The sequence below is a fragment of the Streptosporangium album genome (assembly GCF_014203795.1).
GTDB classification, from domain to species: Bacteria; Actinomycetota; Actinomycetes; order Streptosporangiales; family Streptosporangiaceae; genus Streptosporangium; species Streptosporangium album.
This window is the reverse complement of the sequence record NZ_JACHJU010000001.1, coordinates 1-12,818: the sequence shown is the minus strand read 5'-3', so window position 1 is coordinate 12,818 and position 12,818 is coordinate 1. Positions and strand designations below refer to the sequence as shown.

The following is a 12,818-nucleotide window of genomic DNA, read 5'->3' as shown; positions in this document are numbered from 1 at the left end:
GGGGGGCGGTTCACGGGGCGTCCACCGTGAAGACCGCCCGGTAGTCGGGATCGTCCCACAGCGTGCGGTGGGTGTCGTAGGCGCGCACCCGGCCGCGGTCCAGCCAGACCACCCGGTCGGCCGCCGCCGCGGTCGCGACCCGGTGGGCCACGATCAGGCGGGTACGGCCGCGCAGCTCACCGGCGAGCGCCCTGCTGACCTGGCGCTCGGTGACGGTGTCCAGGCTGGAGGTGGCGTCGTCCAGGACGAGCAGGCGTTGCCCGTGCGCGAAGGCGCGGGCCAGGCCGATCCGCTGCCTCTCCCCACCGGACATCGGGGCGTCCTCGACCGGGGTGTCGTATCCCAACGGCAGCCGCCGGACGAAGGTGTCGGCGCACGCCGCGCGGGCGGCCGCGCGCACGGTCTCCGGGCCGGGGGCGTCGAGGCCGAGGCCGATGACGTCGCCGATGGTGTCGCCGATCAGGACGGGGCGTTCGAAGGCGTAGCCGACGGCCTGGCGCAGTGCCCGCGGGGAGAGGCCGGGCAGGGGCACGCCGTCAAGGGTGACCGTCCCGCTGAGGGGGTCGGTCAGACGGCCGGCGAGGGCGGCGAGCAGTGACTTGCCGGCGCCGGACCGGCCGACCACGGCTACCGAGCATCCCCCGGGGACGACGAGGTCGACACCGCCGGTGCCACCCAGGCCGTCGGCGGTGACGCCACGCAGTTCCAGGGTGCCGGGGCCGGTGGGCAGGGGGCGTCCACCGTACGTCCTCGGTCTCTCGACGAGTAGTTCGACCACCCGGCCGGCGGCCGCGCGGGCCCGCGCCAGGCGGTTGATGTGGCTCAGCGCGGCTCCGAGGCCGGCTCCGAGCACGACGTAACGGGCGGCGGAGTACAGCTCGCCGACCGTGAGGTCACCGCCTGCCAGGCGTAGTCCGCCCACGCCCAGCACGGCCACCTCCAGCAGCGGCACCACGACACCGGCCTGGACGCCGGCTCGGGCGTTGGCCCGCCACATGTCCATGGCGTGTGTGCGGAGCCGGGGGAGTGCGGTCAGCACCCGGGACCTCTCCTGGGCGGCGGTGCCCGCCGCGGCGATCGTCCGGGCCCCCGCCAGGGCGTCGACCAGGCGGGCGGCGATGTCGCTCTGCGCCTCCTGGTAGTCACCGGCGATGGAGGTGCTCACGTGGAAGAAGGCCCGGAGCACGAGCGCGATGAGGGCGAGGCCCGCGACCAGGGTCAGGGTCAGCCGGAAGTCGATGAGGGTGAGCGCCACGAGGCTGCCCACCGTGGGGATGAGCAGCGCCGTCCCGGTGACGACCGCCTCCGGCGCGCGTCCCGCCTCCTCGGCGTTCACACCTATCCGGGTGACCAGGTCGCCTTCGGGGAACCGGCGGGTCATCGCGGGACCGACCCCGAGAACGTGCCGCAGGGTCCGGTGGCGGAGCCATGCCGAGACCTGGGCGCTGCTCGCTCCGGCGCCCCAGACGCCGAGCGTGTCGCAGAGCACCGTCACGATCACGATCGCGACACAGGCGCCCAGCCAGGTTGTGCTCGCCGGATCGGCCGCGACGAGGGTGTCGACCGTCCTGCCCAGCACGAGCGGGAGCGCCAGTTCGGCGAACGCGCCGAGGACGCAGGTGACGGCGAGGACACCCAGCCAGGGGCCGCCGCGCCGTACGGTCCGGGCCACCAGCCGATCTGCCGTCCGCACCTGTCGGTCCTCCTTCGCTGAAAGGGCTGTGCCCGGGACGGCCGCCGTCGCTGGCCGTCCCGGGCACTCAGTTCACTAGTGGCAGAGCAGCAGGCTCAGGTTGCTGGGCTGGTAGGACTGACAGCCCAGGACCGTCAGGGTGCTGCCGCCACCGCCGCCGCCGCCGTGGCCGCCGGGGGTCTCCAGGGTCTGGAGGTCGAGAAGAACCATGGGATTGCCTCACTTCTTGGAAAGACGTTCGGAGAGGGACTAGTGGCAGAGCAGCAGGCTCAGGTTGCTCGGCTTGTAGGACTGACAGCCCAGAACGGTCAGCGTGCTGCCGCCACCGCCGCCACCGCCGCCGGTGGGGGCTTCCAAGGACTGGAGGTCGAGAAGTACCATGTAGTTACACCTCCTTCAGTAGCTCGTGGGAGCGGAGACGCTCGGCGGATCCATGCACAGGCAATGCCACGGTCAGGGCGCCTGTGCCGCCGGGCGGCTCGGTAAAGGGGAGGAACACCGGCCGGTCGTGCAGCGCGGTGCTCATCGCGAACAGGACTCCGGCCGTGCCGGTCGCGAAGTCCATGGAGAGCCTGAGCAGCTGGTCGCCGGGGAATGCCAGCCCGTCGCCGTAGGGCAGCGCGTGCCAGCCCAGCCCGTGGATCTGCTCGGCCAAGTCGATGTCGGGGTCGTGCGGTGCCGGCCCCAGGCCCGCGGCGAGGGCCGCGATCATGCCGCTCCGGCCGGTGAACAGCCCCGGCTGGACGAAGTAGCGGCCCTGCGTGACGAGCCGGAGGCCACCGAGCGCGGCGCGGAAGTCCTCGTTGTCACGGTGGGCCAGGTAGCGGGCGAGGACCAGGCCGATGCCCACCGAGCCCTCGTCCAGGTAGGGGAGGGTGCGCCAGCCCTGGCTGACCTGGAGTGTGCCGTCCTCGCTGGAGACGCAGCGCCGCAGGTCCTGCCGGAGCGCCACGGCCGCCCGGTCGAGCAGTGAGGTGTCGCCGGTCCGCTCGTAGGCGCGCAGGAAGAGCAGAGCGGGGCCGGACGAACCGTACATCAGTCCCGCGCGGGGATCGGCGCCGCCGCTGGTCTCGGGCACATCCTCGGGGCCGCCGAGCCGGTCCGCGCAGATGTCGACGATCTGGAACGCCAGATCGATGAGGGCTCGCTCGTGGGCCGTCACGCCCAGGTGGAGCAGGTTCAACCCGATCCCCGCGAGCCCGCCGAACAGGCCGAGCTGGAGGGCGTCCCCCTTCTCCCGCAGGCACAGCTCCACCGTGTCGAGCGCGTCCTGACGGTGTCCGAGCAGGTCCAGGACATAGGCCACACCGTGGAGTCCGTCGTAGAACCCGATGCCCGTTCCCGGGTCGGGAGCCAGCGCCTTCCTGCGCAGCCAGTCCTCGTGCTCGGGCAAGCGGCGCATCCCGGACCGTTCCAGCGCGTAGAGCACACCTGCCGCGCCGTACGCCAGGTTGATCCCCCCGCCGGGCTGGAACTGGGCCACGTCACCGGGGAAGAGCCTGTCCTCCCGATCCAGGGTGGCGCTCGCCATGATCGCCTGGCCCATCGCCGCCTTGACCTGGGGCCACGGGTCAAGGCCGGGTCTGGGGATCGGCCGGACCGTCATGGGCGCGGGGCCCGTGATGGTCCGGACGGCCTCCTCGACCACCTCGGGTGGCACGGGGAAGGTCTCCGTGACGAGCGCGGCGAGCTGGACCACCTTGGCCCGGTCGAGCGGCAGCATGATCGTGAGCTGGGGGGCGAACAGTCCAAGGCAGAGGCAGGCGAGGGCGTAGACGTCGATCTCGACACCCTGCCGGTCGGGTGGCGGGCCGAATGCCGGGTGCGCCAGGGCGGCTCGGCCGCGGTCCTCGGCGAGGGTGGCGACCTCGTAGTCGATCAGGACCAGGCGGCCTTCTGCGGTGAGGAGGATGTTGTTGGGGTGCAGGTCGCCGAAGACCACGCCCCGCCCGTGCAGGGACTCGACCGCCTGCCGGACCTTGGGCAGCACGTCGAGCACCCACGAGGTGTATTCGGCGATGGTCTCCCGGTCACAGGTCGCCCGGGTCAGGGGATACCTCTGCACGAGGAGCCGCTGCAGCGGATTGCCGTCGACGAACTCCTGGACCAGGAAGTGGTGGTCGCCGAGCGTGAAGTAGTCGACCAGGGCCGGCACCGCGTCCAGCCCGGCCAGGCGCTCCAGCATGTCCCGTTCGTGCGCCAGCCGGGTCACGGCGTCGCGGTCGGCGGCGTCGAGCCCGGCGTACGGGCGCGCCTCCTTCAGCACGACCCGCTCGCCGGTGCCGAGGTTCCGCCCGAGATACACGCCTCCGCCGTTGGAGAACTGGATGACGCTCTCGATCGTGTACGGCAGGTCGTTGGTCGTCACCGCGTTGCGGGCCGCCAGGTGGGGCTCCAGGAACTCGGGCAGCGTCACCCAGGAGGGCAGGCTGAAGGCGGGCTCGCGCACGTCGGGCACCAGCCGCCCGTCGGCGTCCTCGATGGCCAGCACCCGTTCGCCGTTCTCACTCAGGCACCGTCGCGCCACGAAACCGCCGTAGCGGACGAAGAGCGGCCCCTGGCCGTAACGGAGATCGCTGAGGATGTAGGGCCCCTTGACACCCCGGAGCAGCTCGTCGAGTTCTTTCAGCGTGAGCTCGAGCTGTGCCTCGTCCAGGGGGTAGATCGTCACAAGCTTGCCGCTGGACCCGCGTGCCGCGGCCTTGGAGTTCAGCATCGTCATGACCGGCCGGTTGCGCAGGAACTTGAACGCGATGTCCCGCGCCACGCAGTAGTCCCAGACGGCCTCCATGGCCCGCTCGGCGTCCTCCAGGCAGGCCGACACGTGGATCTTCCAACCCTGCGGCGGCGTCCGGGTGGCCAGAGGCGCGTAGTGCATCCAGGTGTCGGTCGCCTGGTGCTCCCAGCCGTCAGGGACGTCCCGTACGGCGAGCGGAAAGTCGGTGTGGTCGCCCCGGCGGCCGTCAAGGGTGTCGTAAAAGAGCCGGTCCGCGAGGCAATAAAGCTCATACTGGTCATTCACGGCAATCTCCCTGCTGTCTTCCAGAAGAGAGAATTACGGATAACCCGAGAAATGACTAGTTACAAAGTCAACTACTCATACATGCAAACTTCACAGGCCTAATCATGAAGATGTGCGCTACCTGCGCTTTTGTGTTGGAAGTGAAATTTATTCGGAAAATTTTTGCGGCACTTCGGCGATCAGAGTGAACCAGCCGTCCTCACCGGTGATCACACGCACCGTGCCCCCGACCCGGGCGACGCGGTCACGGAGATTGCCCAGCCCGTCGCCGGACGCCGGCCGCGGGTTCCGGCCGGGGGCGCCGTCGTTGGTGACGGTCAGCCGCAGCGGGCCCCCACGGGCGTCCAGCTCGATCACGCAGGTTCTTACCGTGCTGTGCCGCATCATGTTCGTGACACCCTCGCGGACCACGGCTCCCAGCGTGGCGCTCACCTCACGGGGCAGGCCGGTGGCGTCCACCCGGACCGAGCAGTCGGCTCCGAGGCCCGCGAGAAGGGTCTGTGCCCGCGTGCTCTCGCCCTGCAGGGACACCTGCCGGTGGATCGTGGAGACGTTGCGGACGGCGTGCGCGGCATGCCGTACGGCCTGGAGCGCCTCACCCAGATCCCCGCGCAGGCGCGCGTCGCCGGCCGCCCGCCGGTAGGCCAGCTCGCTCTTGATCGAGGCCAGCCACAGCCAGTGCCCCACCAGGTCGTGCACATCCCGGGCGAACTCCTCGTGCGCCTGGACGACAGCCCTCTCTTTTTCGGCGCGGAGCCGCCTGATCCGCAGGAGCAGGACCACGGTAACGCATAGCAATGTCAGGATAATTGCCGCTATAACCGCTACGGAGATGTGTAGTGCGGGCGGCATCGACCTACTCTCGTCGGGGGGAGGCGTAGGGCCATAAACTTAAAAAATCGTTTAACTGTCAATGAAAAACAGAGTACTCCACGGCGGTCAAGGCGGTTCGAAGAACGACGGCACGGGCCGGGACCGCCGTAATGGGCGGGGCCGGAGCCACCTCGGGCGCGGAGGCTCCCGCCTTCACAGGGGACACCGCGACTCGGAACGGACGCTCAGGGAAAGCCGGGCGGCAACGGGACCAGGAGGTAGGCGCCGTAGACCAGGCAGACCGCCGCCACCAGCAGGAACAGCAGCACCCAGAAGCCGCCGGGCAGGAAGGTCAGCCGGGCGAGCTGGTCGGCGTCGGAGTCCGGGGCGCGGCCGTGGCGCCGCTTCCGCTGCAGTTCCACGATCGGCCGCACGCCGCCCAGCAGCAGGAACCAGACGGCGAGGTAGGCGAGGACGGCGTCGATGTCGGGTGGGGCATACCAGGTGAAGGCGGTTATCGCCCCGCCGGTGGCCAGCAGGCTCACCACGCCGAACAGGTTGCGGATCAGCACCAGCATGCACAGGAGCAGCACGATCACCAGCGCGATCAGGATCGCGACGTAGCCGGAGGAGGTCAGCCACGCCCCGCCGAGCCCCAGCAGGGACGGTGCGACATATCCGGCGGCGGCGGTCAGGATCATCCCCGGCCCGGTGGGCCTGCCCCGGGTCAGGGTGACACCCGAGGTGTCGGAGTGCAGCCGGATACCCTGAAGCGTACGCCGGGTGAGCAGCGCCGTCAGCGCGTGCCCTCCCTCGTGCGCGATCGTGACCAGGCCCCGTGAGACATGCCACGAGGCGGACCACGTGACCACGGCCAGGGCGGTCAGCGCGGATAGCAGCACGACCCAGAGAGGTGGAGCCTCCTGGGCCGTGGTCAAGGTCACCCACACCTCGGACAACGGTCACCTCTCCTTTCAGCGCCGGAGTAAAGCGTCCCACGACATCCGGTGCACTGAGGATAAAGTCAGAGCGTGCAGAGCATGATTCTGGAACCGGCGGACGCCGAGGTCCCCGCCTGGTGGCGGAGGCTGGGCCTGCCCGGCCTGGCCGACGTGCACGTTCACTTCCTCCCCGAGCGCATGGAACGCAGGGTCTGGCACCACTTCGAGCACGGCGGCCCGCTGATGGGAGCGGGGTGGCCGATCCACTACCGGGCGCCCGCCGAGGAACGGGTCGCCTTGCTGGGAGACCTCGGTGTGCGGGCGTTCCCCGCCCTGGCCTACGCGCACCGGCCCGGCATGGCGGCCGACCTCAACGCCTGGACGCTCGACTTCGCCCGCCGTACTCCGGGATGCATCCCGTCGGCCACCTTCTACCCCGAACCTGGAGTCCTCGACTATGTGCGGGACGCACTCGACCGGGGAGCCCGCATCTTCAAGGTCCACCTGCAGGTGGGCGACTTCGACCCCGGCCTTGAGGAGATCGACGACGTGTGGGGGCTGCTGGCGGACAGGGGCGTTCCCGTCGTCGTCCACGCCAGCTCGATCCCCCTCCCCGGCCGCTGCACCGGCCCGGCGCCGATCGCCGGCGTGCTCGCCCGGCACCCCGGCCTGGCCGTCGTCGTCGCGCACCTCGGCATGCCGGAGTACGAGGAGTTCTTCACGATGGCCGAGACCTTCGCCAACGTACGGCTCGACACCACGATGACCTTCACCGACTTCTCCGAGCGCCGCATGCCCTTCCCCGCCCATCTCCGGCCACGCCTGCGCGATCTCGGCCTGGCGGGCAAGGTCCTGCTCGGCAGCGACTTCCCGACCATCCCCTACCCATACGCCCACCAGCTCCACGCCCTGGAACGCCTCGATCTCGGCGATGACTGGCTACGGGCGGTCTGCTGGGACAGCGCCGCCACTCTGCTCGACTTCGCCTCCGAATACACTCGGCCAGCGGGACATCGACGACCAGGGGGACTCGCGTGAACGACCAGAACACCGCGCTCATCCGGAGCTTCTACGACGCCTTCGCGCGCCGTGATCCCGATGCCATGGAACGGTGCTACCACCCCGATGTCACGTTCGGCGATCCCGTCTTCCAGGACCTGGAGGGCCGCGCCCGGGTCATGGGCATGTGGCGGATGCTGCTCGGCCGCGACGGCGACATCAAGGTGACCGTCCGGGACGTCGCGGCACGCGACCACGACGGTGCGGCGCACTGGACCGCCCGCTACGCCTTCGGCAAGACGGCCAGGCAGGTTGTCAACGAGGTCGACGCCCTGTTCAGGTTCGAGGACGGGCTGATCATCCGGCATCATGACGAATTCGACTTCAAGCACTGGTCCAAGATGGCCCTGGGCAGGCCGGTGGGACTCTTCTTCGGCTGGACCCCGATGTTCCGGGCGACGATACGGGGTAGGGCGATGCGATCGCTTGAGGAGTTCATCGACGCGAGATGAGCGGAACGAGGAGGCAGAGGTGGCTGATCGGCGAGTGCGTGGCGTGCGGAGCCTGATGCGCGGGCGTTCCGGGGGCACCCGCGACTCTCCCGAACGGTCGATGGACCCGCGTTCCGCCGGTGACGAGCCGTCCACACCCCGGTCGCTCGTCATCGACAACGCGATCTATGTCGACGGGCGGCGGACCGCCACCCCCGAGTCGCTGCCCGATGCCTTCGCGTGCCTGAAGAACACCCCCGACAGCATGGCCTGGATCGGTTTCTACCGCCCGGAGGAGGCGGTGATCCTCAACGTCGCCGAGGAGTTCGATCTGCACGAACTGGCCGTCGAGGACGCCATCGTCGCCCACCAGCGGCCCAAGGCCGACCGTTACGGGGACACGCTGTTCGTGGTGCTCCGCCCGGCCAGATACCTGGACGAGACCGAGGAGGTCGGCTTCGGCGAACTGCACGTCTTCGTCGGCCAGAACTTCGTGATCACCGTACGGCACAGCGAGGCCCCCGACCTGTCGCAGGTCCGCCGCCGGATGGAGGCGGACCCCGAACTGCTCGGCCAGGGCCCGCAGGCGGTGCTCTACGCCATCATGGACGCGGTCGTGGACGGCTACGCCCCGGTCGTCGCGGGCCTGCAGAACGACATCGACGAGATCGAGGTGCAGGTCTTCGGCAACGAGCCCGGCGTCTCCCGCCGCATCTACGAGCTCTCGCGCGAGGTGATCGAGTTCCAGCGGGCCACCCGGCCGCTGCTCGGCATGATCGAGGGGTTCATCGCGGGGGCGGCCAAATACGGGGTGGACCAGGAACTGCAGAGATACCTGCGCGACGTCGCCGATCACGCGATCACCGTGGCGGAGCGGGTCAGTGGATTCCGCCAGATGCTCCACGACATCCTCGTGGTCAACTCGACCATGGTCGCCCAGGCGCAGAACGAGCACATGACCAACCTCACCGAGGCCAGCAACGCCCAGAACGAGGAGGTCAAGAAGATCTCCGCCTGGGCCGCCATCCTCTTCGCCCCCACCCTCGTCGGCACCATCTACGGCATGAACTTCGACGTCATGCCCGAGATCCACTGGGCCCTGGGCTATCCGTTCGCGGTGCTGCTGATGGCAGGCGTCTGCGTGACCCTCTATCTGGTGTTCAAGCGCCGCGACTGGCTGTAGGGGGCCGGCCCCTCGGCAGACAGGTCACCCGTGACGGCTCAGCCCAGCAGCTTGCGGGCGGCGTCCTCGATCTCGCCCTCCGAGAGCAGCACGTGCCTGGAGGCCTCACCCAACGGGATGAAGCTGTCGGCGGAGGTCACCCGGGAGATCCTGCCGGTGAAGCCGGCGTCGATCAACTCGGCGACGATGCTCTCCGAGACGCCGCCGGTGCGGCGGGTCTCGTCGGCGATCAGCACCTTGCCGGTCAGCTCCGCCGCGTGCAGCAGGTCGTCGGTCGGGAGCGGTGACAGCCAGCGCAGGTCCAGGACCCGGCAGCTGTAACCCTCCGCGGTGAGCCTGACCGCGGCGCGCAGGCTCATCCGCAGCCCGTTGCCGAAGGTCACGATGGTCAGGTCGCGGCCGTCGCCGTAGCTGCGGGCTCGGCCGATCGGGATGTGCGTCTCCGCCCAGCGGGCCGGTGGCGCGTACGGCGAGAGCCAGCCGTTGTCGCCCTGATCGAACAGGTCACGCGTGTTGTAGAGGGCGATGGGCTCGAGGAAGACGCAGACGCTGCCGTCGGTGCGGGCGGCGGCCAGGCAGGTGCGTAGCATCGAGGCCGCGTCGTCGGGCCGGGCGGGAGAGGCCACCACCAGGCCGGGGATGTCGCGCAGCGCGGCGACGGAGTTGTCGTTGTGGAAGTGGCCGCCGAAGCCCTTCTGGTAGGCGTAGGAGGCGACGCGGACCACCATCGGGTTGCGGAAGGCGGTGCGGGAGAAGAACGACAGCGTCGCGGCCTCGCCCCGGATCTGGTCCAGCGCGTTGTGCAGATAGGCCAGATACTGGATCTCGGGCACCGGGAGGAGACCGGAGACCCCTGACCCTAGTGCCAGGCCGAGCACGGACTGCTCGTCGAGGAGGGTGTCGAACACCCGGCCCGCGCCGAAGCGCTTCTGCAGGCTCCGGGTGACACCGTAGACGCCGCCCTTGCGGGCCACGTCCTCGCCGAAGACCAGCACGTCGGGATGGGCGGCGAGGGCGTCGGCGAGGGTGCGGTTGATCGCCTGGGAGAGGGTGAGCGGTCCCTCCTCCTCGGGCAGCCTGCCGCCGAAGGCCTTCTCCCTGGACCGTCCGGCCACCGTGCTGGCCGGGGCGACGGCCTTGGGGGTGCGGGGGGCCAGCGGCTCCATGATGTCGGCGGCCGAGGTCAGGCGGGGCCGCCGTGAACCCTCCATGGCCATCTTGAACAGGTGTTCTCGCGTCGTCTCGTAGCGGAGCAGCAGCTCGTCGGGGGTGGTCAGCCCCGCCTCGACGAGCAGCCGGGCGGTGGCGACGAGCGGGTCGCGCTCCAGGTCGGCGTTGATCTCCCTCTTGGTCCGGTAGGACATCTCCACGTCGGATCCGGCGTGGCCCATCAGCCGGACGGTGCTGACATGCAGCAGGGCGGGGGAGCGGTGCGTGCGGACGTGGTCGGCGGCGCTTCTCGCCACGTCGTGGATGTCGGCCAGGTCGCAGCCGTCGGCCGTGAAGTATTCCAGCATCCGGTGGCGGGCGGCCTCCACCCAGCCGTCCGGGGTCCGGACGCTGATGCCCAGGCCGTTGTCCTCGCAGACGAACAGCAGAGGCATCCCCAGCCCCTGGTAGGAGCCGTAGGCGGCGGCGTTGAGACCGGACAGGGCGCTGGCGTGGTTGACGGAGGCGTCACCGAAGCTGCACACCGCGATCGCGTCGGCGGGCCATGCGCCCGGCAGGCCGAGCTGGCGGGCGCGCTCGATGGCGAAGGCCACGCCCATGGCGCGCGGCAGATGGCTGGCGATCGTGGAGGTCTGCGGGATCACCGCCAGGTCGGGGTGGCCGAAGACCTTGTGGCGGCCGCCCGCTATCGGCTCCTCGGTCGAGGCGGTCAGGCCGAGCAGGACGTCGCGCAGTCCCTCCTCGGGCAGGCGCCCCGCCATCGCCGACCGGGCCAGGTAGAAGGCGCCCGAACGGTAGTGCAGCAGGGCGGGGTCGGTGTCGCGCACCGCCGCGGCGACCGCGACGTTGCCCTCGTGCCCGGCCGAGCCGATGGTGTAGAAGCCCTCGTCCTGCTCGCGCAGCCGGCGCGCGGTGACGTCCAGGAGCCTGCTGCCCAGTTGGAACTCGAAAAGCTCGCGGCAGCGAGCGCCGGTCAGGCCCGTGCCCTCCCGCACGGGCAGCCCGGGATCACGCGGGGCCCCCGGAGAGAGGGCGGCCACCGCCTCGGTGAAATGCGTCTCAACCGTGTCGCGCGCCACACCCCTAATTATGTCCCTCCTGGTCGCTCCCGTCCCCAACCTTGGCTCCTTTGGGTCTGTGGAGACGGTGGAACGGTCCTATTCGACAGCTATTAATAACAACTTGTCAGATCTATCAACCAATTGCCTCTTCTTTGCGTCTACTTGAGAGAAGTGACGTGGCACCCTCATGCCGCGTTCAGCCAATGGGGAGGATGGACAACCCAGATGTTGCAACGCACCCGAGCCGTCGTCGTCGCGGTGGCCATGGGAGCCGGAGCGCTTGCTCTGGCACCCTCCGCGACGGCCGCAGCGGGAACCTCGGCGGACCCCGTCATCTCCAACGTGGAGATCAACCCCAGCCCCGTCGTGGTGACCGGGTCGCCGGTCAGCGCGACGTTCAGCTTCACCACGAAGGCGGCGGGTAAGGCCGAACTCCAGGTCAAGGCGCCGGGCGTCAGCGCCTGGACCTCGCTCGACCTGAAGCCCAGCCCGCACGGCATCGAGACCAAGTGGACGGCGTCCAAGTCGTTCGACGCCAAGAGCACCACCGGGCAGTGGAGCTTCCTCGCGATCGCCCACAGCGGCGACGGCAAGGAGGACTCGACGCGCGGCAAGTTCGGTGTCGAGCTCAGGAAGGCCCTCGACACCAAGATCGTCGACTTCGACGCCTCTCCCGACAACGTCACCAGGGGCGATGTCCTCGAGGTCTCCGGCCGGCTGCTGCGTGACAGCGGCGGCTGGAGGGAGTACGGCGACCAGCCCGTGACGATCACCTTCCGGGAGAGGGGCACCGACGCCTACCGGCACGTCGCCAAGGTCCGCACCAGCCGCAGCGGCTGGTTCGCGACCAAGGTCAAGGCCGAGGCCACCGGCTGGTGGCGTGCCGAGTTCGACGGCAACGGCGGAGCCCACGGGTCGGTGAGCGACACCGACCAGGTGACGGTCGGCGACCCGGAGCCGGAGCCGGAGCGCGCGGACAGCCGCATCATCAAGTTCAACGCCTCGCCTGAGCCCGTCCGCTACGGCCGGTATCTGCGGTTCACCGGCAAGCTCCAGGTGGACGACTCGGGCTGGGAGGGCTACCGCGCCAAGGTCGCGCTGTACTTCAAGGCCAAGGGTTCGCACCGGTGGAGCTACGTCAAGACGACGTGGTCCAACGGCAGCGGCAACCTCTACACCAAGGCCAAGACTTACAGGTCCGGTTACTGGAAGTTCGTCTTCAGAGGTGACGGCGACTTCTACGGCGACTCCAGCGGGAGTGACTACGTCAGGGTCTACAGGCGCTGACGGTGAGATCGAGGCCCGCTCCCGGTGAGCGGGTCTGACAGGCGGCGGCCCGGGTGCTCGAGCACCCGGGCCGCTCTCGTGCCGCCGTGGGCCGGGCGTGTCCCGGCGGGGCGATGTTCTCGTCGACAACCCCAGTGTGACAGCACCTCCGCCTTGCC

General features: G+C 69.8%; 11 protein-coding genes. 4 read left to right on the top strand and 7 right to left on the bottom strand.

Annotated features, from left to right (window positions below):
- Positions 1–10: 10 nt before the first annotated feature.
- The 6 genes from FHR32_RS00055 to FHR32_RS00030 form a co-directional block, all read right to left on the bottom strand.
- The gene (locus FHR32_RS00055) at positions 11–1,693 is read right to left on the bottom strand and encodes an ABC transporter ATP-binding protein (protein WP_184751798.1); all 1,683 of its coding nucleotides are present in this window, start codon (positions 1,691–1,693) and stop codon (positions 11–13) included.
- Between the two features lie 75 nt (positions 1,694–1,768).
- Positions 1,769–1,903, bottom strand: a complete 135-nt coding sequence (locus tag FHR32_RS00050; RefSeq protein WP_184751796.1) for a SapB/AmfS family lanthipeptide — start codon at positions 1,901–1,903, stop codon at positions 1,769–1,771.
- 39 nt (positions 1,904–1,942) lie between these two features.
- Positions 1,943–2,074, bottom strand: a complete 132-nt coding sequence (locus FHR32_RS00045) for a SapB/AmfS family lanthipeptide (RefSeq protein ID WP_184751794.1) — start codon at positions 2,072–2,074, stop codon at positions 1,943–1,945.
- Positions 2,075–2,078: 4 nt separating this feature from the next.
- Positions 2,079–4,715, bottom strand: a complete 2,637-nt coding sequence (gene lanKC, locus FHR32_RS00040) for a class III lanthionine synthetase LanKC (protein WP_184751786.1) — start codon at positions 4,713–4,715, stop codon at positions 2,079–2,081.
- Positions 4,716–4,862: 147 nt separating this feature from the next.
- Positions 4,863–5,513: a sensor histidine kinase gene (locus tag FHR32_RS00035; protein WP_184751784.1), complete on the bottom strand. Its 651-nt coding sequence runs from the start codon at positions 5,511–5,513 to the stop codon at positions 4,863–4,865.
- A gap of 260 nt (positions 5,514–5,773) precedes the next feature.
- Positions 5,774–6,487 (bottom strand): M50 family metallopeptidase, encoded by a 714-nt coding sequence (locus FHR32_RS00030; protein ID WP_184751782.1) that lies wholly within the window; start codon positions 6,485–6,487, stop codon positions 5,774–5,776.
- 81 nt (positions 6,488–6,568) lie between these two features.
- Between FHR32_RS00030 and FHR32_RS00025 the strand changes: the two genes are divergently transcribed.
- The 3 genes from FHR32_RS00025 to FHR32_RS00015 are packed head-to-tail and all read left to right on the top strand — an operon-like array spanning position 6,569 to position 9,142.
- Entirely contained in the window at positions 6,569–7,507 is a 939-nt protein-coding gene (locus FHR32_RS00025; RefSeq protein WP_184756274.1) for an amidohydrolase family protein, read from the top strand.
- Entirely contained in the window at positions 7,504–7,980 is a 477-nt protein-coding gene (locus FHR32_RS00020; protein ID WP_184751780.1) for a nuclear transport factor 2 family protein, read from the top strand. Before FHR32_RS00025 ends, FHR32_RS00020 begins: the two co-directional genes overlap by 4 nt.
- 19 nt (positions 7,981–7,999) lie before the next feature.
- On the top strand, positions 8,000–9,142 hold the full coding sequence (locus FHR32_RS00015; protein ID WP_312881751.1) for a magnesium and cobalt transport protein CorA: 1,143 nt from the start codon (positions 8,000–8,002) through the stop codon (positions 9,140–9,142).
- Positions 9,143–9,180: 38 nt separating this feature from the next.
- Here the strand turns inward: FHR32_RS00015 and FHR32_RS00010 are convergent, their stop codons facing one another.
- On the bottom strand, positions 9,181–11,391 hold the full coding sequence (locus FHR32_RS00010) for a thiamine pyrophosphate-dependent enzyme (RefSeq protein ID WP_184751778.1): 2,211 nt from the start codon (positions 11,389–11,391) through the stop codon (positions 9,181–9,183).
- Between the two features lie 207 nt (positions 11,392–11,598).
- Here FHR32_RS00010 and FHR32_RS00005 point away from each other — a divergent pair, with 207 nt between their 5' ends.
- Positions 11,599–12,660: a hypothetical protein gene (locus FHR32_RS00005; RefSeq protein ID WP_184751776.1), complete on the top strand. Its 1,062-nt coding sequence runs from the start codon at positions 11,599–11,601 to the stop codon at positions 12,658–12,660.
- The last annotated feature ends 158 nt before the right edge of the window (positions 12,661–12,818 follow it).

Coding starts and splice junctions, on each gene's coding strand:
- FHR32_RS00005 (WP_184751776.1), top strand. CDS start 11,599: ATGTTGCAACGCACCCGAGCCGTCGTCGTCGCGGTGGCCATGGGAGCC.
- FHR32_RS00025 (WP_184756274.1), top strand. CDS start 6,569: ATGATTCTGGAACCGGCGGACGCCGAGGTCCCCGCCTGGTGGCGGAGG.
- FHR32_RS00045 (WP_184751794.1), bottom strand. CDS start 2,074: ATGGTACTTCTCGACCTCCAGTCCTTGGAAGCCCCCACCGGCGGCGGT.
- FHR32_RS00050 (WP_184751796.1), bottom strand. CDS start 1,903: ATGGTTCTTCTCGACCTCCAGACCCTGGAGACCCCCGGCGGCCACGGC.